The 24,146-nt window shown below is 32.6% G+C and carries 25 protein-coding genes and 1 other RNA gene; 3 read left to right on the top strand and 23 right to left on the bottom strand.

Annotation, left to right across the window (positions count from 1 at the left end):
* Positions 1-367: transposase (locus HHH54_RS07135; RefSeq protein ID WP_198618156.1), on the top strand; the 367-nt coding region annotated here is incomplete at its 5' end.
* Here the strand turns inward: HHH54_RS07135 and rnpB are convergent.
* From rnpB to HHH54_RS07115, 4 genes are all read right to left on the bottom strand, one after another.
* An RNA gene (rnpB, locus tag HHH54_RS07130) (RNase P RNA component class B) lies at positions 360-744 on the bottom strand. The genes HHH54_RS07135 and rnpB overlap by 8 nt on opposite strands.
* A 41-nt stretch (positions 745-785) precedes the next feature.
* On the bottom strand, positions 786-1,121 hold the full coding sequence (gpsB, locus tag HHH54_RS07125; RefSeq protein WP_198618155.1) for a cell division regulator GpsB: 336 nt from the start codon (positions 1,119-1,121) through the stop codon (positions 786-788).
* A gap of 19 nt (positions 1,122-1,140) precedes the next feature.
* Positions 1,141-1,698 (bottom strand): SLOG family protein, encoded by a 558-nt coding sequence (locus HHH54_RS07120; RefSeq protein WP_198618154.1) that lies wholly within the window; start codon positions 1,696-1,698, stop codon positions 1,141-1,143.
* Complete coding sequence (locus HHH54_RS07115; protein WP_198618153.1) at positions 1,699-2,034, bottom strand: DUF1798 family protein; 336 nt, start codon at positions 2,032-2,034, stop codon at positions 1,699-1,701.
* 184 nt (positions 2,035-2,218) lie between these two features.
* On the opposite strand from HHH54_RS07115, the gene recU reads away from it, so the two are divergent.
* Positions 2,219-2,845, top strand: a complete 627-nt coding sequence (gene recU / locus HHH54_RS07110) for a Holliday junction resolvase RecU (RefSeq protein ID WP_198618152.1) — start codon at positions 2,219-2,221, stop codon at positions 2,843-2,845.
* On the top strand, positions 2,842-5,064 hold the full coding sequence (locus tag HHH54_RS07105; RefSeq protein WP_198618151.1) for a transglycosylase domain-containing protein: 2,223 nt from the start codon (positions 2,842-2,844) through the stop codon (positions 5,062-5,064). Before recU ends, HHH54_RS07105 begins: the two co-directional genes overlap by 4 nt.
* Before the next feature lie 47 nt (positions 5,065-5,111).
* Here the strand turns inward: HHH54_RS07105 and HHH54_RS07100 are convergent, their stop codons facing one another.
* The 19 genes from HHH54_RS07100 to HHH54_RS07010 form a co-directional block, all read right to left on the bottom strand.
* Complete coding sequence (locus HHH54_RS07100) at positions 5,112-5,435, bottom strand: YpoC family protein (protein ID WP_198618150.1); 324 nt, start codon at positions 5,433-5,435, stop codon at positions 5,112-5,114.
* A gap of 1 nt (position 5,436) precedes the next feature.
* Positions 5,437-6,108 carry an endonuclease III gene (gene nth, locus HHH54_RS07095; RefSeq protein WP_198618149.1) on the bottom strand — a complete coding sequence of 224 codons (672 nt, stop codon included), beginning with the start codon at positions 6,106-6,108 and terminating at the stop codon, positions 5,437-5,439.
* Positions 6,098-6,796 (bottom strand): DnaD domain-containing protein, encoded by a 699-nt coding sequence (locus HHH54_RS07090; protein WP_198618148.1) that lies wholly within the window; start codon positions 6,794-6,796, stop codon positions 6,098-6,100. Before HHH54_RS07090 ends, nth begins: the two co-directional genes overlap by 11 nt.
* 122 nt (positions 6,797-6,918) lie before the next feature.
* Positions 6,919-8,211, bottom strand: a complete 1,293-nt coding sequence (asnS, locus tag HHH54_RS07085; protein ID WP_198618147.1) for an asparagine--tRNA ligase — start codon at positions 8,209-8,211, stop codon at positions 6,919-6,921.
* A 74-nt stretch (positions 8,212-8,285) separates the two neighbouring features.
* Complete coding sequence (locus HHH54_RS07080; RefSeq protein WP_198618146.1) at positions 8,286-10,982, bottom strand: helicase C-terminal domain-containing protein; 2,697 nt, start codon at positions 10,980-10,982, stop codon at positions 8,286-8,288.
* A gap of 23 nt (positions 10,983-11,005) precedes the next feature.
* Entirely contained in the window at positions 11,006-11,980 is a 975-nt protein-coding gene (locus HHH54_RS07075; RefSeq protein WP_198618145.1) for a biotin--[acetyl-CoA-carboxylase] ligase, read from the bottom strand.
* Entirely contained in the window at positions 11,964-13,172 is a 1,209-nt protein-coding gene (locus HHH54_RS07070; RefSeq protein WP_198618144.1) for a CCA tRNA nucleotidyltransferase, read from the bottom strand. The genes HHH54_RS07075 and HHH54_RS07070 overlap by 17 nt, the downstream gene beginning before the upstream one ends.
* Before the next feature lies 1 nt (position 13,173).
* Positions 13,174-14,298 carry an N-acetyl-alpha-D-glucosaminyl L-malate synthase BshA gene (gene bshA / locus HHH54_RS07065; protein ID WP_198618143.1) on the bottom strand — a complete coding sequence of 375 codons (1,125 nt, stop codon included), beginning with the start codon at positions 14,296-14,298 and terminating at the stop codon, positions 13,174-13,176.
* Between the two features lie 14 nt (positions 14,299-14,312).
* Positions 14,313-14,630, bottom strand: coding sequence for a nucleotide pyrophosphohydrolase (locus HHH54_RS07060; RefSeq protein ID WP_198618142.1), 318 nt, complete (start codon positions 14,628-14,630; stop codon positions 14,313-14,315).
* 150 nt (positions 14,631-14,780) lie between these two features.
* Positions 14,781-15,476, bottom strand: a complete 696-nt coding sequence (locus tag HHH54_RS07055) for a zinc metallopeptidase (RefSeq protein WP_198618141.1) — start codon at positions 15,474-15,476, stop codon at positions 14,781-14,783.
* A gap of 24 nt (positions 15,477-15,500) precedes the next feature.
* On the bottom strand, positions 15,501-16,115 hold the full coding sequence (locus HHH54_RS07050; protein WP_198618140.1) for a DUF1405 domain-containing protein: 615 nt from the start codon (positions 16,113-16,115) through the stop codon (positions 15,501-15,503).
* Between the two features lie 105 nt (positions 16,116-16,220).
* Entirely contained in the window at positions 16,221-16,772 is a 552-nt protein-coding gene (locus tag HHH54_RS07045) for a YpiB family protein (RefSeq protein ID WP_198618139.1), read from the bottom strand.
* Between the two features lie 8 nt (positions 16,773-16,780).
* Positions 16,781-18,022 carry a tetratricopeptide repeat protein gene (locus HHH54_RS07040; RefSeq protein WP_198618138.1) on the bottom strand — a complete coding sequence of 414 codons (1,242 nt, stop codon included), beginning with the start codon at positions 18,020-18,022 and terminating at the stop codon, positions 16,781-16,783.
* Position 18,023: 1 nt separating this feature from the next.
* Entirely contained in the window at positions 18,024-19,313 is a 1,290-nt protein-coding gene (gene aroA / locus HHH54_RS07035; RefSeq protein WP_198618137.1) for a 3-phosphoshikimate 1-carboxyvinyltransferase, read from the bottom strand.
* A 14-nt stretch (positions 19,314-19,327) separates the two neighbouring features.
* On the bottom strand, positions 19,328-20,386 hold the full coding sequence (gene aroB, locus HHH54_RS07030) for a 3-dehydroquinate synthase (RefSeq protein WP_198618136.1): 1,059 nt from the start codon (positions 20,384-20,386) through the stop codon (positions 19,328-19,330).
* A 14-nt stretch (positions 20,387-20,400) separates the two neighbouring features.
* On the bottom strand, positions 20,401-21,570 hold the full coding sequence (gene aroC / locus HHH54_RS07025; protein ID WP_198618135.1) for a chorismate synthase: 1,170 nt from the start codon (positions 21,568-21,570) through the stop codon (positions 20,401-20,403).
* A 357-nt stretch (positions 21,571-21,927) separates the two neighbouring features.
* Entirely contained in the window at positions 21,928-22,377 is a 450-nt protein-coding gene (gene ndk / locus HHH54_RS07020; protein WP_198618134.1) for a nucleoside-diphosphate kinase, read from the bottom strand.
* A 74-nt stretch (positions 22,378-22,451) separates the two neighbouring features.
* A complete protein-coding gene (locus tag HHH54_RS07015; RefSeq protein WP_198618133.1) occupies positions 22,452-23,408 on the bottom strand; it encodes a polyprenyl synthetase family protein in 957 nt (318 codons plus the stop codon).
* Between the two features lie 16 nt (positions 23,409-23,424).
* Complete coding sequence (locus HHH54_RS07010; protein ID WP_198618132.1) at positions 23,425-24,135, bottom strand: demethylmenaquinone methyltransferase; 711 nt, start codon at positions 24,133-24,135, stop codon at positions 23,425-23,427.
* Between the last annotated feature and the right edge of the window lie 11 nt (positions 24,136-24,146).

The raw sequence follows: 24,146 nt of genomic DNA, 5'->3' as shown, positions 1-24,146 counted from the left end.
GAAAAAAATTAGGAAGAACTTAAAGTGGGAGTACTTCAAAAATAACACTAAAAAATTGCTTTCAGATCCGGAAACTTCAAAAATCTACAGTCAAAGAAAAAATGACGTAGAAACATTTTTCGGAAACCTGAAGGCTAATTTGAGTTTCACTCGAATGTCTCTTCGGGGCAAAGAAAAAGTTGAAACCGAAATTGGAATTGCATTTATGGCAGTTAATATCAAAAAACTATCAACTCTACGAGTTGATAAGTTCTATTTAAAATTAAAACAGGAAGATTTTTCATTTTTCATCATGAAAATCTTCCTGTTTTCGGTTCTGAGACACATTAATGTCCCAGCCCCTGCACTAGTCGTGATATTTCTATAAGCCATGTTCTGTCCTGATGTACTGAGATGTGCGCTAGCTACACTGGTACATCGGGGGTAATCATCTGTCTGAAAAGTATTATTAATACTTTTCCTCGTCTGTACGTTGAATTCCGTCAGACAAGTGCTCCTACCAAATTTGGATTACTCACTCGAGGGGTTTACCGCGTTCCACCTTTTATATTTATATAAAAGCTACGTCACTGTGGCACTTTATAACTACTAAAACCATATCATAAGACTTAGGTTTGTTCATTGCCGTCAATTTAAAATTGCCTTGACTTATTGTTTCATCAAGCACGAACACTACAATCATCTCAGATTGTGTGAGCATGGACTTTCCTCTATATTATAAAAATATAGCGATTACCTAAAATATCACTTAAAAATTATATCATCTTGAATGATAAAAGCAATTATTATTTGCCAAATACTGCTTTTTCTAATTTAGAAATGCGTTTTAAAATATCAACGTTATTATTTTGGTGCATACTTTGATTTGAGAATGATTTAGGGTCTTGAGATCGTCCAGAAGCAACTCTAATCCGTAAATCTTCAATTTCTTTTTTCAATTTATTATTTTCTTCAGATAATTTAATGACTTCATTATTTAAGTCAGCCATTTTTTGGTAATCAGCGATAATATCGTCTAAAAAAGCGTCAACTTCTTCAGGTCGGTAACCTCTTATCATCGTTTTTTCGAAATCTTTTTCATAAATATCTTTTGCAGATAGCTTTAAAGAAACATCTGACATATGTTCCACCTCATTTGATTTATATTTCTTCTGACCATTGTAAATCATTGATAAAGCTTGTAATTTCGTCAAACGTCACAATATCACTAGTATAATTTGTTTTTTCTTCAAAATCAACTAACTTTCGTTTAAAGAATCTAGGACTCCCCTCCATTTCATCGTCGTAAATTAACAGAGTCATATCTGTATGATCTAACATAAATTGATCTGCTTGTTGAAATTGATATGGACCTTGATAAGAATCTTGATAAATACTATTCTGATAGTCAGCTTGTTCTATGATTTTATGATAATAATGTTGATTCATTTCATTCCATTTGGATGTATAATCTAAGAAAGGTGTAATTATACCGAGCTTTAAATCGGGATAATCTTTTTTTAAAGCTAACACACATTCTGCAGCCCACAATTCAATCCCAATTTGTCCTTGAATTAAGACCCATTCCAGTCCCTCATCAAGTAGTTGAATAAGTTTTTGTGTGATAAATTTTTTTAAATATGTAACCTCTCGAGCATCATTTTTAAATATTCCCAATTCAAAAGATTTATAACCTGTAATATATATTGTTTTTATCATTTAATCCTCCATTTCAAGTAATAACTTAAGAAGATGTTGAATCGTTTTATATTGTTCCATAAAAATTTTCAAACTGGTTTTTGGATGATGACATGAAAGAGAAATTTCCTTAATAAGTTCAATTAATTTTTGATATTGAAGATGATTGAAATAAGGATGTTGAACTACAGAAGTTTCATATTTTAGAAAAATTTCTAAATGATTATCAATATCTTCGACAAAAGGCTTAATTTCATGATTAAAGTCAAAATGATAACCCTCACGAGCTTTTTGAAAACGTTCATATATAAGTTGTAAATCTTGTTGGAGTCGAGTCGTTATATGTGATAAAGACATTGTATCACCTCTACTATGAAAAAATATTAGACTTCATATTAGGTTAATTTCAGTATTTTTATGGTAACAGCTTCTATCTATGTTACAATTATAACAGTTTATAGAAGTCATCAAAGCGATGTAGAATGATTTCTACAAACTTATTTGAAGAATCCCATTAAAACGGTTGAATGTAGGTGTTAATGTGAATTACCCAAATGGAAAACCTTATAGAAGGAATCAGACTCAAGGCGGAAGTTTAAATGGGAGTAACTCGTCTAAAATTAAATATGGCAAACGTGGAATGTCTTTAGAAAAAGATATTGAACATGCTAATCGATTTTATAGACAAAATCAACTGGCCGTTATACATAAAAAGCCAACACCAGTTCAAATCGTGCATGTTGATTACCCAAAACGGAGCCAAGCAGTAATCAAAGAAGCCTATTTTAGGACACCTTCAACGACAGATTATAATGGTATTTATAAAGGACATTATATTGATTTTGAAGCAAAAGAAACTCAAAATAAAACATCATTCCCTCTTCAAAACTTACATGACCATCAAGTAGCGCATATGCGTGAGATTCTAAAACAAAATGGTATTGTATTTTTGATAATTCGCTTTAAAACGCAAAATGAGTCTTTTTTGTTACCCTTAAAAAAATTCTTACCATTTTGGGAAAGGTATTTAAATGGGGGTAAAAAGTCAATAACAGTTGAAGAAATTCAAGAAAATGGGTACTATATTCCTTATCAGTATCAACCAAGATTAGACTATCTAAAGGCAGTTGATAAGTTGATATTAGATGAAAGTGAGGATCGCGTATGACGCAAAAAAAAGGGACTTCAAAGGCATCGACTAAGAAGTCCGGTAAAAAACATAATAGAAATATCAAGCGTACGATCATTAAAATTATTAGTTTTATTGTGTTAGCTTTTATTATTCTTGCTCTCATAGGTATTTTATTATTTGCCTATTATGCATGGAAAGCACCCGCATTTAACGAAGCTAAATTACAAGATCCAAGTCCAGCTAAGATTTATGATAAAGATGATAATCTAGTTAAGACGCTTGACAATGGTGCAAGGCGGGAACATGTTGATTTAAAAGATGTCCCTAAAACAATGCAAGATGCCGTTTTGGCAACTGAGGACAATCGTTTTTATGACCATGGCGCTTTAGATTACAAACGTTTATTTGGTGCTGTAATCAAGAACGTTACCGGAGGCTTTGGTTCACAAGGTGCATCAACTCTTACTCAACAAGTTGTTAAACGTACGTTCTTAACAGACCAAAAATCTATCGAACGTAAAGCACAAGAAGCTTACCTATCCTACCGTTTAGAACAAGAATATTCAAAAGATGAAATTTTTGAAATGTATTTGAATAAAATTTATTATTCTGATGGTGTTTATGGTGTTAAAGCGGCAGCCAAGTATTACTTCGATAAGGACTTAAATGAACTAAACTTAGCTGAGTCAGCTTATCTCGCTGGTTTACCTCAAGTTCCTAATACGTATAACGTTTACGATCATCCTGAAGAAGCTGAAAAGCGTAAAGATACTGTATTATACTTAATGGCTTATCATCATCGTATTTCTGAAAAAGAAAAAGAAGAAGCTCAAAATACGCCAATTACGACTAATCTAGTTGATCGTACAAGTGAAGAACGTGAAATCAAACCAGATGAAAGTAAAGCACAATATGATTCATACGTTAACTTTGTAAAACAAGAGCTTATGAATCACCCAGAGTTCAAAGGTAAAAACTTAGCTGATTTATTAAATAGTGGTATCAAAATTTACACTAATATGGAACAAAATGTTCAAGATGATTTACAAAGTAGAATTAATAATGGTGGCTATTATAAAAATGATGACCAACTTGTTGGTTCTACAATTGTAGATAGTGAAACGGGTGGCTTAGTTGCAATATCTGGCGGTAGAAACTATAAAGATGTAGTTGAGCGAAACCAAGCAACAGATGTGCACCCTACTGGATCTACCTTAAAACCATTTTTAGCATATGGACCGGCAATTGATAATATGCAATGGGCAACGAATCATGCTATGCAAGATGAGGCTGCGTATTCTATTGATGGTGGCGTGTTCCGTAACTATGACCAAGAAAGTCACGGTGTTGTTACAATTTATGATGCTTTACGTCAAAGTTTCAACATTCCAGCTTTAAAAACTTGGCAACAAGTTAAGGAACAAGCAGGACAAAATGCACCAACAGATTTTGCTAAAAAAGTAGGTCTAGAATATGAAAATACAGATATAGGACCTTCAGATGTATTAGGTGGTTCGTCATCAGAATTTTCACCTACGCAACTTGCATCTGCTTATGCTTCTTTTGCTAACGGAGGCACATATAATAATGCGCACTCTATTCGAAAAGTAGTTGAAAATACAGGTAATACAATTGAGTTTGAGCATACGAGTCATAGAGCGATGAATGATTATACTGCTTATATGATTACTGAAATTCTAAAAGGTACATTTGAGCCATATGGTTCAGCTTATGGTAACAATGTTGATGGTGTAAACCTAGCAGCGAAAACAGGTACAGGTACGTATGGCACTGAAACATATCAACAATATAGCTTACCTGATTCTGCAGCGAAGGATGTTTGGATTGCAGGTTACTCACCTAAATATACAATGTCTGTATGGATGGGATTCAGTAGTGTTAAAGCATATGGAGAAAATTCATTCGTTGGAAGTTCTGAACAAAAATTACCACAATCTCTATTTAGAGATGTAATGAGTGATATTAGTCCACGTGATGGTGCAGACTTCAATCGACCAGATTCTGTAGCGGGTAGCGGTAATAGCTTATATGTTGCGCAAGCTCCAGATGGTAATACAACAAGTAATTTCACTCAATCAAGTGGTGGTACAAACTCAGGTAACAGTAGCTCTAATAATGATACAAACAATTCTCAAAACATTAATCAATCACAACAAGACTCAAACCAATCTAATCAAAACCAAAATCAGAACCAACAAGGAAACGGGTTCTTTGGAAACTTATTTAATCGATAATGACAATTGAAAACACCTCGATCAACCTTAATGATCGAGGTGTTTTTTTATCTGTTATTTTTCGCTTTATATGCTGCATGCATTTTGATCAATTCTGACTTTAAACTTTTCATTTGTTGATAGCCCATATAGTGATATTTTCGTACTTCAATATAATTGATGCGTTCTTCAATATTAAAGGGCTTTATGATAAGTGCAGAAAAATTAATATGGTCGTTATCTTCTAAATTATTGATAGATTTAAAATAATGCAGTAAGTACTTATAGTAATCATCTAATAAGGGGATTGAGTCTGGTTTTCCTATTTTTCTGTGCTTAGCGATCATATCTAAATCTTCTTCAATGGTTTCTAAAAGGTCTAAAACTTTCATTTTATTTTCCTCCAGAAGTAGCACGTAAAGAAGCACGATAACGTTTTTGCCCCTCTCGACAATCATCGAATAATGGACAAACCTCACACTTAGGTTTACGCGCTAAACAATGATATCGTCCAAAGAATATTAATTGATGATGGCTTTTTGTCCATCTAGATTTAGGGATAATAGAAGTTAAGCGACGTTCTACTTCTGCAACACTATCTTTCCAACGACAAATACCTAATCGTTTAGAAACACGTTCAACATGTGTATCTACAGCTAATGCAGGTTCATCAAAGGCTACACTCATAACCACATTTGCTGTTTTACGACCTACGCCTGCTAAACTTTCAAGACCTTCACGTGTATGAGGTACTTCCCCATCATACTTTGAAATTAATGATTGAGATAACTTTTGAATGTTTTTGGCTTTATTTCGATATAATCCAATGGAACGGATATCATTCTCTAATTCAGATAGTGGGACAGAGAGATAATCCTCTGGTGTTCGATATTTTTGAAAAAGATTCTCTGTAACTTTATTTACCGTGTTATCAGTACATTGTGCTGATAATAAAACCGCAATAGTTAAATCAAATGGATTTTCATGATTAAGTTCGCATTGAGCATTTGGAAACATAGCATCTATTTTATCAATCATTTCGAGTGCTTTCTTCTTACTTATCAAAAGGATTCTCCCCTTTCAGCCAATTAAATTTAGGGATATTTTCAATAGTTTTAGGTTGTTCATAGGATGGTGATTGCTTTTTAAATTGTGCTCTAATTGGTTGACTTTCTTCTGGTGTACGCACGTTATTCTTTTTCCAATTCAATAATATGCGATCGATGTATTTTAAGGAATACTTTTCATGAGCTAGGGCTTCGTTTAATGCTGCATCAATGAGTGGAATACTGTAATCATCTACGTCAATCCACTGATTTAAGTGTTCAATTTCTAAAGGCGATAATGTACGACCAAAAGCATTTTCAAACTTATTGAATAATGTTTTAAATTGTTCTTTCTCATTTTGTTGTTCATTATCATGACTAATATTGTTTAATAACTGTGAAAACTGAGTATAAAATCCTTCTAAATCAATGTATTCTGTAAATTTACCATCGTTATTCTTTTCAACTTTCATAGAGAGTAATCCAAGTTGAATATACTTTTGAATAATTGCTGTGATTTCTGGTTCAGTAAGATGAGTCCCTTTTTTCAGTACATTAATAGAAGGTTGTTCATTAGAAACATCATAATGATATAAGATTTTGAGAAAGATAATGAGTTCTGATTCATTGAAACCAAGTTCGTTATAATGTTCAAGTAGTTCGTATCGTATTACCATTGGACGTTTTTGAAGCTCATTTCTATTCAAATTATCCCTCCTTTTAACGTGAGTAAAATGAAAAAGACCAAGCTTAATTGTGGTTCTTAACACAAACACTCGGTCTCAATCATCATGTTAAGATATAACATAATATCTTAATACTGAATGACTTATGGATATAAGCGATTAAGTAAGCGTGGGAATGGTGATGTTTCACGAACATGCTCTACACCAGCAATCCAAGCAATTGTTCGTTCTAAACCTAAACCAAAACCACTATGTGGCACACTACCATATTTACGTAAGTCTAAATAATATTGGTAGCTTTCAGTATCTAATTGATGTTCATCAATACGCTGTTCAAGTAAATCTAAATCGTTAATACGCTCAGAACCCCCAATGATTTCTCCATAACCTTCGGGTGCAATTAAATCTGCACAAAGTACTGTATCAGGATTCTCAGGATTTGGTTGCATATAGAATGGTTTGATTTGAGTTGGATAGTTTACAATGAACACAGGTAAATCATAGTGGTTTGCTATTGCTGTTTCATGTGGTGCACCAAAATCATCGCCCCACTCAATATCATCAAAACCTTCTTCATGTAAAAACTTAATAGCATCATCATACGTAATACGTGGGAATGGTGTTTTAATTTTCTCAAGTTTAGAGGTATCACGATCTAAGCGTTTTAATTCAAGTTTACAATTTTTTAGAACAGATTCAACAATAAATGCGACGTAATCTTCTTGAACTTCTAAACTTTCATCATGAGTTGTAAACGCCATTTCCGGTTCAAGCATCCAGAACTCAATTAAATGGCGACGTGTTTTAGACTTTTCAGCTCTGAAAGTTGGTCCAAAAGAAAATACTTTACCATATGCCATTGCAGCAGCTTCCATATATAATTGACCACTTTGTGATAAGAATGCATCTTCGTCAAAATATTTAGTATGGAATAATTCACTAGTTCCCTCAGGTGCACTTGCAGTTAAAATTGGAGGGTCTATTTTAGTGAAACCACGATCATTAAAAAATTCATATGTCGCACGAATAATTTCATTACGAATCTTCATGACAGCATGTTGTTTTTTTGAACGTAACCATAAATGACGATGGTCCATTAAAAATTCTGTACCATGATCTTTAGGTGTAATAGGATAGTCATGCGCTTCTTGAATCATGTCAATATTTTTCACTTGCATTTCATAACCTAAATCAGAGCGATTATCTTCAGTAATTGTTCCTGTTATGTAGAATGAAGATTCTTGTTTCAGTGATTTAGCGAGTTTAAAGATATCCTCGTCCACTTCAGATTTAACAACAACACCTTGCATAAATCCAGTGCCGTCTCTCAATTGAAGGAAAGCAATTTTCCCACTTGAGCGTTTATTTGTCAACCAAGCTCCGATTGTTACATCTTGGCCGATATAATCTTTTGCATTTTTAATAGTTGTTTTCATAACCAGTCTCCTATTTCTTTTGATACTCATAGCAATTTTAACAAAAGTTTTATGATACTTCTACTACTTGAAGTTTAGTTATATTTTCTATTCAAATGTTTAAGAATTGATTCAAAATCATCAATATTACCTTCATGCGTTTGATAAGCATCTAAGGAGTCCAAGAAAAAATGTGAATATGAGCTATGCAATAATCTATTGTCAAATGATACAATAATACCTTTGTCATTTTCATTACGAATTAAGCGACCTAAACCTTGTCTAAATCGTAACACTGCCTCTGGTAATACATAATCTTTAAATATATTATCAAATTCTTTTTGAAGGAGCATTACCTTTTCATCGTATTGACTCAAAAAAGGTAGTTTTGCAATCATTACACATTTAATTTGAGAAGATTGATAATCGAATCCTTCGAAAAATGAAGTCGTTCCTAAGAGTATTGCTTTATCAAATTGATTAAATTGTTGAACGATTTTATAATTTTGGTTTGGTTGTTGTGATAAAATAACATAATCTTCGAACTCAGACATTTCATTTAAATATTCCATCACTGTATAAAGCATCTGATAACTTGTAAAGAGTATTAGACATTTGCCCTTAATTTGATGGACATAACGACTGATATATTCAATCATTTTTTCAATATATAGATCATAATTTTTATAGTTGAATTTCCCAAGGTCCTCAGGTACAAAAATATGCCCTTTATCTTCATAACTATGATTTGGTTTAATCTGATAACTATTAAAAGATTGTTCAGTTTCAAACCATTTTTCAAAAGCACTAAATGAGTGATTAAATGTTAGTGTGCCAGAAATGAAAGTGATTGAGTCAAATTTATTCAGCAGTTGCTGTGTTAACACATGTTTAATAGATTGAGTTTTAATATGAATTTTAATTGTAGATTTTTGATTGATATTTTTTAATGATACGTAAAAAGTATCATTTTTTGATATATTTTCCTCAAGAACTTTAAAATGATTTCTGATATAAATAATGTGATTTTGAATCGCTCTAGTTACCTTATGTTTTAACGGTTTTAAATAATGTATCATTTCGTCCAGTTTAGACAAATATTGACGTAAGTTGGGTATCAATGTTTCAGTATTAATGTTATATACATAATATAATTTAGATGATTCTTCATCATAAATCTGACTTTCCTTTACGATTGAAAATAGTAATTCAAAAAATTGCTCATTATATTGATGAATTTCATTTAGCTCGTACTTTAAAGTAAATACATCGATTGGCGCTATATCTAGTTGTTGTAAAATACGTTCTTGCTCTAATATATCTACTTGTTTGAGTAATTTTTCATGTTCATTTTTACCAATTAGTCCTAGTTGATATTTAATGTCATTGTAACTTAATTCTGATATAGCATAATTTAAAGCATAGTCAGGTAATCGATGCGCTTCATCAACAATACAGTGATGAAACAATTGATAAATTGAATGCTCTGAAGAAGCATGCAATAAATGAGCATGATTTGTGACACCAATTTGAATTTTTTTAGCATTATTTTTAATATGATGATAGTAATGGATTTGTCTAAATGATGTTGGATTTGTCTCGATTTTTTGTGTAATATACATTTTTTGACTTCCACGTAAATTCAATTCTTGGATATCCCCTGTATTTGTATACAATATCCATATTAACAATTGCATCTTTAATAAATTGACTTCATAGTTAGAATAGGTATCTTTTAGTACTTCGCTAATTAGGCCAATCGAAATATAATCTTTCTTACTTTTTATGAGTTTAGCATTTATTTGAGTATTCAATGCTTTGTTTATTATTGGAATGTCATGTTCAAGTAATTGATTTTGAAGTAATTTTGTATTGGTTGAAATCATGACATGTTCGCCTGTCTCAATATAATACATAATCGCAGCAACAAGGTAAGCCATGGATTTCCCACTTCCTGTTTCTGCTTCGATCAATGCTTTCTCGTTATGCATCAATTGATTAAATATAATTTCAGATAAGTATAATTGTGATTCACGATATTGATAATTCGATTTTTCAATAATAACACGATATAAATCTTTTAAATCGCCATTAAACTGAATTGGTGCGACTTCTAAAGATTGTTGCGGCTTATAATAAATATGATCGAATCGCTTAAGACCTTCCAACGCTAATGCCTCATCATGATGTCGCACAAGTTCGAAAAAGTAATCGTGTAGTTGATATTTAAGTGATTTACTTAAATAGTAGAGTTGCTTTTTTGTATCAAGAGGTAAACGTTCAAACTGTTGAAATGCCTTTATAAGTAATATAGCTGTCGTATGTGCATCTTCATCAGCACGATGCGCATTTGTCAGTGGGATATTTAGTGAAGCGGCAATTTCACTCAATTGATAGCTTTTTTCAGTTGGAAAGGCTATTTGAAATATTTCAAGTGTATCCAAAACTCCTTTAGGTTGAAAATGTATATGTTGTGATTTTAAAGCACGTTTTAAAAAGACTAAATCAAAATTGACATTATGGGCAACAAATACACAGTCTTTAATACGATGATATATCTCATGAGCAATTTCACTAAAATAAGGTGCCTCTTTTAACATGTCAGATTCTATAGAGGTTAATGCTTGAATAAAGGTAGGAATTTCTAGATGTGTTTTAATCATCGAATGATATGTATCCACCACTTGATTATTTTCAACAAAGGTAATACCAATTTGTATGATTTCATCGTGATCAAGATGATTCCCTGTCGTTTCTAAATCTATAACAGCGAATCGTGTGTTTTTACACATATCATCCCTCCTTTCTAAAACATTTAAAATTCAATATCAGCACTCATCAAACGGTGAATGTTAGCAGCGTCGTCTATAACATGTAAAAACCCTTGATCGTCAATTTCAATAACACGGCCATAAAATTGTCTATTGCCTTCAGTAAAACGTAAGCGCCTATCCCATATATTAGAGGATGAAATATATTCTTCTTTAATTGTAGTAAATGGCTCTGTTAGAAACTGATGATAACGGTATTCTATATGGTTAAGTAGTGTTTTTAAAAATCTGTAACGATTAATATTTTCATTGTGGTGATGTAGCTTTACGCTTGTTGCTGTTGATTGAAGCGGAAGTTCAAAATCATCTAAGTTATGATTTACATTTATACCGATACCACATATTATTGCATCAATTCCATCTGCATTGGCAATCATTTCTGTTAAAAAACCGCAAACTTTACGTTTTCCAATGTAAATATCGTTTGGCCATTTGATTTGAACCAAGTCTTCAGAAAAAGATTGAATCGTTTCACATATAGCCAACGAAATAAATAAATTAAATGTTGTTAACATAGAAAAAGGAATATCTGGCTTAAGTACAAGAGACATCCACAATCCTTTACCTTTTGGAGATTGCCATGGCCGTTTAAAACGACCTGTCCCTTTTGTTTGTTCATCACTTACAACTAGAAAAGCTCCATTTTCTTTCATTAATGATGCTTTTGCAACCTGTTGAGTTGAATCTACACTGTCATATGAATATACTTTTTGAACGAGATTACTGTCTTTTAAAAGAGACTCAAGAATGCCATTGTACCACTGAATTGGAAAGTCATTTAAACGATGTCCCTTGTTATGTACGGAATCAATAGACATCCCCTCTTCCTTCAACTGATCGATTACTTTTTTTACAGTCATACGAGAAATATTAAGTTCATTAGCAATGGTTTCTCCCGAAATATGGTGAGGACGAGCATCTGTAATAAGTTTTAATATAGAATCACGATATTTTGACATTTGATTTCACCCATTCGATCATTTCTTGTTTAGAATTATCAACATAATTTTGAACTACAGCACATTCTAATTCTCGCAATACAGTTTTTAACCAAGGTCCACTTTTCTTGTTTAGGGACTCCATTAAATCCTTACCATTAATATTTAGCATTTTACGATTTTGAATTGGTAATGCATTAAAAGCGTTTCGAATTGAATCTGCATGAAAAATAGATTGGGATGGTAATTGGATAGCATTAGCCTCAAGCGTATTTCTCAATGCACTTACCTCTAAAGCCAAATCTAACCCGAAGTCATAAACAAATTGACTAAGGTGTTTATGATTGTTTATTTGATTCAAATAATTCAGAGCTAGTATAAATTTAGAGATGTAATGTGTACTCGCATTACTGAGTTTTAAACTTTTTAATGACGATGTCGATTGTAAAATATACTGTGATATAGCAACAAATTGTTCTAATGTTAAAGGTTGTGTAATATGAACACGATTTATATCTAGAGCATTAAAAAAAGGAATTTGGTGCCACAATTGTAATGCATTTAAGTCTTTTAAAACTTGACTAACATTAAAACCTGTCATTAATTTCTTTAATTCTATAATTATACGCTCAATAGATAAATATTGAATATCTTCAATTGCATTGCGCATTGCGTTGTAAGTTTGATCCTCGATTTTAAATCCTAATTGGGATTTAAATCTTAATCCTCTTAAAATTCGAAGTGCATCTTCAGAAAAACGTGCTTCTGGTGCACCAACTGTTCGTATTACTTTACGCTCAATATCTAATTGACCATTAAAGTAGTCATATATTTTAAAATTCGTATCCATCGCAATGGCATTGATTGTGAAATCTCTTCTTTCTACATCAAGATATAAGTCCCTTACGTATTGCACTGAACTCGGACGACGATGGTTAATATACTCTGATTCAGTACGGAATGTCGTGATTTCATAGTTTTCATGTTCCCATACTACATTAATCGTACCATGTTCTTTACCTACTGGAATTGTATGACTAAATAGACTTTCGATTTCATCTGGTGTTGCACTCGTCGTGATATCGACATCATTAATTGGACGATTCATAATATAATCTCTAACTGAACCACCTACAAAAAATGCATCATAACCATTGTTTTGAATATGTTCTAAAATAGGACGTGCTCTAAGAAATGGTAATGCTTTTTCCAAATTAACGCTCTCCTAACATCTTTTGGTAATAATATTCATATTGATCAGCAATAATTTGTGAATGAAAACGATGTTCTATGTCGGCTAACATTGATTTTTGCATTTTTTTGTATAAATCGTCATCTGTTAAAAGTTTCACCGCATATTCCGCTGCTTTCGTACTATCACCAACATCTACAAGAAATCCAGTTTCTTCATGTTTAATAACCTCTTTTATCCCCCCAGCACGTGAACCTATTGGAAGTACACCTGTATGCATTGCTTCAAGTAATGTGAGTCCAAAGCTTTCTTTTTCACTTAATAAAAATACGAGATCTGAGAATTGATAAAAATGGCTCATGCAATCTTGTTTGCCTAAAAAAAGCACATGATCTGTTAAGTTTAACGCTTTAACTTTCATACGCATGTCCAATAACTCTGGTCCATCCCCGATTAATAATAACTTCGAAGGAATTTTTGCCCTAATTTGAGCAAACGCATCAATAATAGTATCAATACGCTTTACTCCTCTAAAGTTAGAAACATGTATAATCACTTTTTCGTCATCTTTAATTCCATAACTAGCTTTAGCTTTAGGATTATAACCAGTTGGAAACTCTGATTCACGAACAAAATTATAGATGGGGATAATTTCTTTATTAACATCAATTATTTCATGTGTTTGCTGTTTTAAAGATTCACTCACGCTAGTAACAACATCACTACCCTCGATTCCAAATTTGATGGCGTTTCTCAGAGAATGATCATAACCAAGTACAGTAATATCTGTACCATGTAGAGTCGTCATAATCTTGATATCACGACCAGACATTTGGCGTGCTAAAATACCACATATTGCGTGAGGAATGGCATAGTGCATATGTAATACATCTAAATCATATTCATTAATAACATTCGCTATTTTAGTACTTAAAGATATATCATAAGGAGGATATTGAAAAACTGCATATTGATTAACATCTACTTGATGAAATGTAATATTAGGTACAGGTTTTTTTAATCGAAAAGGCATGTTAGAAGTAATAAAATGAACTTCATGACCTCTCTCAGCCATTAAAATGCCTAATTCTGTAGCAATAATACCGGATCCTCCTACTGAAGGATAGCATGTAATTCCAATTTTCAAAGTTAAGTCCCCCATTAATTTCGTTCAAATCTATTTTTGTCTCGAGTATTAAACTTTTCCATAGTTTGATTAAAACTTTCTGTTAAATCGATATCAAGTGAATTAGCAATACATAATAAAACAAATAAATTATCTCCTAATTCAGCTGCAATAGTGTTTTCAGCTTCACTATCTTTTTTCTTTTTTTCACCATGAAAATGATTAATTTCTCGAGCTAATTCTCCAACCTCTTCTGTTAAACGTGCTAAATTGGCAAGTGGTGAAAAGTATCCAACTTTGAATTGAGAAATATACGCGTCTACTTCTTTTTGCATCTCGAACATCGTTTTCATAATGAATTCACCCTTTCATATCTACTCACTCTATATTACATGAAATCAGTTGGTCTGGGCAATGATGAAGTTTAAAGATTAACGAGAATAAAAAAACAAACCTTCTCACTAAATTAGAGAAGATTTGTATAGTAATTATAACAAAAAACATTATTCTGCAGAACGTGCGATTAATATAAATCTTACAAGCTCTGCTACTGCTACAGCTGTTGCTGCAACGTAAGTCATAGCTGCTGCTCTTAAAACTCGTCCAGCATGTTTATATTCTTTTTCATTAACGATATTTAAACTTTGAATTTGATTCATGGCACGTCTACTGGCATCGAACTCCACTGGTAATGTCACAATGGAAAATAATACGGCAAATGCCATTAAAAAAATACCAATCCAAAGTGCTGTTGTTCCAATAGCCATGTGAAGCATTGTCAAAACAAATCCAGCCATGATGAAAATGTAAGACAATGAACTACCAAGGTTTGCTACAGGTACAAGAGCTGTACGGAAACGTAAGAAGAAATACCCTTCATAGTGTTGAATCGCGTGTCCCACCTCGTGCGCAGCTATTGCAGTGCCTGCTACACTCGGGCGTTGATAGTTTGCAGGTGATAATACAACTACTTTATTTTTTGGATCATAATGGTCTGTTAAAAATCCTTGTCCTTCTTTGACATCTACATCATAAATACCATTTGCATGCAAAATTTCGAGAGCAACTTCTTTGCCTGTTTTACCACTTGTCGATCGAACTTGTGAGTATTTTTCGTAATTAGATTTTACACTGTGTTGTGCATACATTGGTAAAATCATTAATATAACCATATAAATAATAAAAGACATAAAAGACATCAATTTCACTCCTTTAGTTATATTTTACGTGTAGGATTGATTACGGTCAAACTTTTTAGTCCTTCTGTACCAATAGATATAAAAGGTAATAGCTATTGGCAAAATTGAAAGCCAAAAAGCAATATAACCAATGATAGATTCATACGAAGTGAGTGAACCGTATACTGGATATTGATGAAATACATAATCAATGACATCATTGTGAAAAATCCATAGTAATGTAACAAAAATAGAAGTGAGTGTGAACTTAAATCTTGGTAGAAATAAAAACGCTTGAAATGCCATAATCGAGTGGGAAATGATGAGCATTAACCCAGTTATAGTTACATTTTCATCAACGCTAAACATGAAAATGTTCATAATTACAGCCCAAATCCCATACTTAATTAATGTAACAAAAGCTAATGTTTCAAAGATGATACTTTGACGATTAAATAAGTACAAACCTATACATATGAGTAAGCATAACGTAGCAGTTGGGCTATCAGGAATAAACAACCAATACCTTTTTTGTGAATCAATGAGTTGTGGTATATACCAATAATATCCATAAACAGTACCTAAAAAGTTACATATAAACAAAAATATTAAAATAAAACGGTCGTAGATAAAAGCATGCCATAATTGACGAAATGTCATAATATACACCTCAATTTGATTTAGTGTATTGTGATTGAGGTTATAAACTCAAAATGTAATTTTAGTTCAATTTAAGTTTATAAAACATTGTGTTTAATCTTATGATTAAGCACTATCATACCCTTTTAACTGAAGTAAATTCAATAATTTAGTTAAATAGAGAAATTGTCTTTTTTCTTTTAATATTAGTGTAAGATCAATTTCAGATTTTAAAAGTGAAATCAGATAATGATGGTAACTTTTAGAAATTCGTGCATAGTAGATATCTGTTAAATAGTCAGTATTATGCTCTGCTAATAATTGCTGAATCACCATATGATTTAATCGTTGTTCCTCAATGGTTTGAGAAGAAAAATGAATCTTAATATCGAATGGACTTAAGTTTTCAATGATGTGATTAAAAATTTCATTAGAATTCGTTACAACTTGATATTGGTCACTGTAGCGTATTGCAACGTGATTAGAACCTTTTAATGCTATTTCAAGTGTAGGATGACCAGGTATAGCTTGAAAAACAAAATGTACGCGTTCCATCCATTTAGCTTCACTTTTTAAAAAGTTTAAAATCCATACACTTATTCTTGATTTGAACTGATAATGAAAAAGTAAGTAATCAATAAATGATTTCTTTTCATAATTTAATGATAACTTAGACATATATACCTCTAGTTTAAACGTAACTGTTCATCTTGCCATTCAGGATTAGTACTATCAAGCTGTATTAATTTTGATAGTAGCTCTTTAGCATCATCAATTTTTCCGATTTCAATGAGATAGTAATAATAATCTTTTAAGAAATCAATATCGTTCGAGAGCATATCATAAGCAAGCTGATAGAAGTGTATGGCTTCTTTATCACGTTCCTCTTCACCTAATGCGAAGGCAAGTTGCCACATAAATTTAGGATCCATATCATCTTCATCCACAAATTGAACGAGTTGAATTAAAGCGTCGAAATCTTCTTGATTACGGTAAAAATCGGCAAGCATAATAAGTGGTTCTTGATAAGAAGGGTCTACTTCTAAAGCTTGTTGTAATAAACGCACCCCTTCATTTTGATCGCCGTGATCAATCATTAAAGCACCAGTACTATACATAAGTTCCTTATAAAATTGGTTGAGTTTTAATCCTTCTTGACCAATGTCAATTGCGTTTGGAAAATCTTTTTCATTTTCATACAGTTGTTGTAAGTAATAATAGCCTTGTATAAAGTCAGGATCCTTATTTAATAATGTACGAATAATTTTAATGGCCTCATGTGTTAAATCATTTTTCTCGTATGCGACTGCTTTTTTAAAATAATCTTCTGAAACCATTTCATCATCACTGATTTCATCAAACCATTTAAGTGCATCAGAGTAATTACCACTTTGTAAACTGCTGTCACCTAACCTTGAGAAGATATTGACACCATTAAATTCATATTCTCCTGTTTCAAGTACAGTATCGTATTCTCTTGACGCACGTAAATATTGACCATCAAAATAAAGCAATTCAGCAAGTGCAAAGTGAATAATAGGATCTGAAGGTTCTAAATCAATGGCTTGTTCAATTTTGTCTATTGCAACTTCAAGCATATTAATTTGTTGATATAAGTCAGCCTCGAGTAATAAACGCTCAGTAGACAGTTCTACTTCATTCAGATACTCTAAAGCTTCGTCTGTATGATTTTCTGAAATTAAACCATCAATAAAATAAATCAAAATTTCACTTTCATCTGGATATTTATTATAGAGCGTACGAAAGACTTCTAAACCTTGAGGTGTTAAACCAAATTGGTAAAGTGTTTCGCCTAGGACAAAAAGTGCCTCATCATCATTAGAACTTAAAGCGTCTTGTACTCGACTATCAAGTTGATCGATTTTTTGTAAATTAATATCATCTATTAATTTATAAATATCTTGCATGTTATCCCTCATTTTCTAAGTGTTTTAACAATGGTAAAAAGTTTGGGAATGAAACATTCACTGAATCGAATTGATTTATTGTAATAGGTTTCTCAGAAAGTAAAGATGCAATTGCTAATGTCATTCCTATACGATGATCCGTTTGACTATCAACTGTGGCTACTTTTGAGACAGTTGACGGTTCAATTTTCATGCCATCCTCTGTTGGCGTGACAGATAAACCTAATTTACTAAGTTCGTGTGCAGTAGTATCAATCCGGTTTGTCTCTTTTACCTTTAATTCTTCAGCATCCACTATCATACTTGAAGATTGGGCTTGTGTACAGAGTAAAGCAATAACAGGTAATTCATCAATACTTCTAGGAATAAGTTCGCCACCTATTTTTATCCCTTTAAGGTTAGGTGTGTAGCGCACACGGATTGATGCTGTAGGTTCAGATTGTTCTTTATAGTTAAATATTGTAATATCTCCACCCATTTGTTTGATAATATCTAATATACCATCTCTAGTTGGGTTTATTCCTACATTGTGAAGTGTAATGTCGCTTCCTGGGATAATAAGTGCTGCAACAATAAAAAATGCAGCTGATGAGATATCACCGGGAACATTAAAATCACGAGCTTCTATATGTTTAATACTATTTTGACGCAATGTAATTGTTAAATCATGAACTTCAACTGGAATTTGATAGTGATTTAACATTGTTTCAGTATGATTTCGTGAAATATCTAATTCTTGCACCGTCGTATCACTATTAGCAAATAGACTTGCAAATAGTATTGCACTTTTAACTTGGGCACTTGCTACTGGCATTTTATAGTTTATGCCAGTTACATGACTTGGCGTGATGATAAGCGGTGTATAGTTGTCGTTAACTGCTGAAATGTCTACATTCATTTCACGGAGTGGTTTTATAATACGGTCCATAGGCCTTCTTCCTATAGAGGCATCACCAGAAATAACACTTTGAATACCAAGACCGCCTAACAAACCAGCCATTAAACGTGTTGTTGTACCAGAATTTCCTGTATAGAGCGTTTGATGAGGTGTTTTAAAGTTAGAATATCCCGGTGAATCAATTTTGATTTTATCGTCATAAATATCGATGTCGACACCCAACATTTCAAAAATCTTTGCTGTACGGAGACAATCTTCGCCGAGTAGAGGATTATAAATTGTTGAGCGACCTTTCGCGAGTGAACTTAGCATAATTGCACGATGTGTCATTGATTTATCACCGGGTATTGTTGTTTCACCAGTTAGTGGATGTCGATATTGTATTGTAACCATGATGATGCCTCCTCTTACAAGTTTTGTAAAATTTCAAATGCGCGTTTTAATGTATCTTTATCAATAGTTTTGACAACTGGAGCACCAATATCTGTAAGTAATACCATGCGGACCCCTTCAGCATTATTCTTTTTATCTTGCATCATTAAAGTTAATATTGGGTTTAAACTGAAGGATTTAATCTGCTCCATTGGATATCCTATTTTATCAAAGTATTGATAATAATGTTTTAAATCAAAATTGAGATCATGCATTAAGTTAGTAACGATAAATTGGTAGAGTATACCAATAATAACAGCATGTCCATGAGGTATTTTATACTCATACTCAATGGCGTGTCCAAAAGTGTGACCTAGATTTAAAAATTGGCGTTGCCCTTTTTCTAATTCATCTTGTAAAACAATTTCAAGCTTGGTTTGAATACCTTTTAAAATGAAAGTCTCTATATGATCCAGTTGTTTGAGTGCGTCGCTATCACTAAAGTGCTTTTCGATTTCTAAAGTTGCTTCATTACCACTTAATAGTGCATGTTTATATAATTCAGCATAACCACTCAATATTTCACTTTGGGGTAACGTTTTTAGAAAATCTAAATCATAAATTACGGCAATTGGACGATGAAATGCGCCAATTAAATTTTTACCTGAAGCGGCATTAATTCCAACCTTACCACCTATACTTGAATCATGCGCTAAAAGTGTTGTCGGCATTTGAACAAAATCTACGCCTCTTAGTAATGTAGCTGCTAAAAATCCTACAAAATCACCTGTAGCTCCACCGCCAATAGAAACAAGACAAGTTTGACGTGTCGGTTGAAAATGTAACAATTGTTCAAGCATTGTATGATAATGTTCGAAAGTTTTAACCTTTTCTCCAGCTGGTAAAATGATTAATTCTCCTTCTGTTTTTTGTACTAACTCATTCACTTTGTCTCTCCATAGAGTATATACTGTTTCATCAACAAGTGTAATGACGTGTTGGTATTGACTAGTATACGATGTAAGTTGATTACTTGCATTATGCTCTATAATGATAGGATAGTTTCGACTTTCATAGGTTGTTTCAAATTTCATAAAATCACCTGCTACTAAAAGTTAAGATTAAGGTTACGACGCTCTACAATTTGTTCATACAATTTACTGAGGTCATTTGATTCGAATTCTTCAAGAATAGCACGTGCTATTTCAAAAGTAACTGCGTGTTCACAAACGATACTTGCAGCGGGTACAGCACTACTATCTGAGCGTTCAATGGATGCTTTAAATGGTTCTTTATTTAAAATGTCGACAGAATCTAAAGGTTTGTATAACGTAGGGATTGGTTTCATTACACCATTAACAATAATAGGCATACCATTAGACATACCACCTTCTAAACCTCCTAAATGGTTAGAACTTCGTGTGTACCCTAATTCTTCTGAATAAATAATGGGGTCTTGCACTTGGCTACCTGGTTTATCTGCAAGTTCAAATCCTTCTCCAAAACTAACTCCTTTAAAAGCGTTGATACTCGAAACACTTTGAGCAATACGGCCATCTAATTTACGGTCATAATGTACGTAGCTTCCAATACCAATTGGCATATGATCTACGATGACTTGAACAACTCCGCCAATTGAATCACCGTCTTTTTTGGCTTGGTCAATTTTTTGGTGTACAGGTTCAACTAAGTCTTCATTAATCATGCGTACGTCATTGGCATCTGAATGTTGTCGGATAGTTTCAATATCATAAGTAGATTTATCCTTGATACCACCTATCGAAACCACACGACTATATACGTCTATATCAAGTTGCTTTAATAATTGTTTACAAAGTGCTCCCACTGCTACACGTGCGGCAGTTTCACGAGCAGATGAGCGCTCAAGAACATTACGTAAATCTTTGTGATTATACTTCATTCCTCCAATAAGGTCTGCATGCCCCGGTCTCGGTTTAGTAATAACACGTTTCATATTTGATTTTTCTTCTTCACTTATAGGAGATGCACCCATTATATTACGCCAATGCGTAAAATCATCGTTTTTGATGACAATTGTAATCGGGCTTCCTAAAGTTAAACCGTGTCGTACGCCTGATACAATTTCAACTGTATCTTTTTCAATTTGCATACGACGACCACGACCATAACCTCCTTGGCGTTTGAACATTTCTTGATTTAATGTATCTATGTCAACAGACATATTAGCAGGTATACCTTCAACAATAACAGTGAGTTGTGGGCCATGAGACTCACCAGCAGTTAAAAACCTTAACATATTTATACACACTCCCTTAGTTTATATGGAACTGGAAAGACTAATAAGAATCTTTATATTTTAGAAAAAAGAATTTAAAGTTAAGTAGAATGAATCTCAAAATAGAATGATATCTCTATAAACTCAACTAAAAAACTCACTTCACAACTAGTCTTTTCCTTAAGAATTTAACAATAATATATTGTATATCATAACACAACTTAGAGTTATAAATAACTGAAAAATAAAAATAATTTTCATGCTTTTAAGTATTAAAGTAAAATGATAAAAAAATAGAGACAGCCATTAATACTGAAAACGTCAATATTATTATAGCATGTCTACTATTTACAATATAATATATACTTAAAATATCATCTATTCATATAACCAAGTTTCATCAGGTGCTTGGTAAGAACTTAACTCTTCTTCATTAAACCATAAGCTAATTTCACGTTTAGCGGATTCAACTGAATCAGAACCATGTACAACATTACGTCCAACTGTAAGCCCTAAATCTCCTCTGATTGAACCAGGTGTTGCTTCAGATGGATTTGTAGAACCGATAATGTGTCTAGATACAGCTACAGCATCTTCCCCTTCAACAACCATAGCAAATACAGGTGCCGATGTAATGAAAGAAATAAGTGATTGATAAAAAGGTTTATCTTTGTGTTCAGAATAATGTGTTTCCGCTAATGATGTTGGTACAGTCATTAACTTTGCTCCAACGAGTTTAAGCCCCTTTTGTTCGATACGTTGTACAATGTTACCGATTAATTTACGTTGTACAGCATCTGGTTTGATCATAACGAATGTTCTTTCCATATTAAAGTCCCCTTTTTCTTTTTTTACATACATCCATATCCTATCATTAAGTTTAAGCGCTTTCAACTTATAAATTAACGCATACGAGTTTGTAATTTTTTAATTAGTTTTTTAAATAAAGGTTTGACATCATCGTTTTCAATTGTTTCTAAAAGTTCAGTTGCTTTATCTAAATACCGTTTACTAATGTCTAATGAATCTTGAATTACAGAAGAATGACGTATTTGATTGATACATTCATCAAATAATGCTTTAGATGAGTTTGGGTTAAGTTGCTCTATTTTTTCAGCAAAATGACGATCTTTCTTCATTTCAAGTAATACAGGAAGTGTCATATGTCCGTTACGTAAATCACTACCAACCGGTTTCCCTAATTTTTTTTCAGAACTTGTAAAATCTAAAACATCATCTACTATTTGAAAACTCATGCCGATGTTATGCCCAATTGTTTTCATTTTATGTACAGTTTGATCATCTGCATTAGAAGTCATCGTACCTACTTGAGTAGCCAGTTGAATTAATAAAGCCGTCTTACGGTTAATGCGACGCAAATAGTTAGTAAGTGATTGATGGGCTCTAAACTGATCTTGAAACTGGAACAGTTCCCCGCGACATACTTCTAAAATCGCTTCAGATAAAATTTGATGAATTCGATAATCTTTAATCTGAGATAAATGAGTTACAGCTTTACTCAATAAAAAATTACCTGTTAAAATAGCTGTTGACTTATCCCATTTTTTTTCAATTGTTAAGTTTCCACGACGTTTATCACTAAAATCTATAACATCATCGTGAACAAGTGTCGCCATATGAATTAACTCTAAAGCTACCGCAACATTATAGGCTTCATCATTACCTTTATTTTGGCCAATGTAACTACTTAGTAAGACAAATAATGGTCTAACACGTTTACCGCCAGAAGTTAATAAGTGGTGAGAAGCTTCTTCAAGCGTTTTGTCTTCACTTTGAATCAAAACTTTTAGCATATTTTCAATTTTTTTGATCTCTTGATTTACATTTATTCTCGACATGCAGTAATCACCTTTGTTAAATCGATTTCGGTTTATAGGCTAAATGCATAGCAGCTACCCCACCAGTAAAGCTACGCACTTTAACGTTTTGAAAGTGTTCTGATTCAAATAATTGCTTTAAAGTTTGACGGTCAGGGAAATCAAAAGCAGATTGTTGAAGCCATTCATATTCTTCTTTAGATTTCGCAAAAAACTTACCAAAAAGAGGCATAATAAATTTGAAATATGCTTTATATAGTTGTTTGAAAACTGGAATCGTAGGTTGACTTGTTTCTAGACAGACGACCATACCGCCAGGCTTAAGTACACGATACATTTCAGAAATTGCTTTAGAATAATCTGGAATATTACGTAAACCGAATCCAATAGTTACATAATCAAACGAATCATTATCAAATGGCAAGTTCATTGCATCACCTTGAATAAGTCGGATATTACTAATATTTTCAGTTTTATTTTCAGCGACTTTTAGCATGTTTTCACTGAAATCTATACCAGTAACTTCACCATTAGGTCCAACTGCTTTACTTAAAGCAATTGTCCAATCTCCAGTACCACAACAAACGTCTAGAGCTTTTGCATTTTTTTTAACGCGCATTGACTTCATAACTTTTTTACGCCAAACTTTGTGTTGTTCAAAGCTGATAATATTATTTAAACTATCATATTTTCCTGAAATGTTTTGGAATACTTTGTATACTTGTTCTTTATTTGCTTTATTAGTCATTTTGATTTACC

The sequence above is a fragment of the Staphylococcus canis genome (genome assembly GCF_016238445.1).
GTDB classification, from domain to species: Bacteria; Bacillota; Bacilli; order Staphylococcales; family Staphylococcaceae; genus Staphylococcus; species Staphylococcus canis.
The sequence above is the reverse complement of the archived record's forward strand: the minus strand, read 5'-3'. Positions and strand labels throughout refer to the sequence as shown.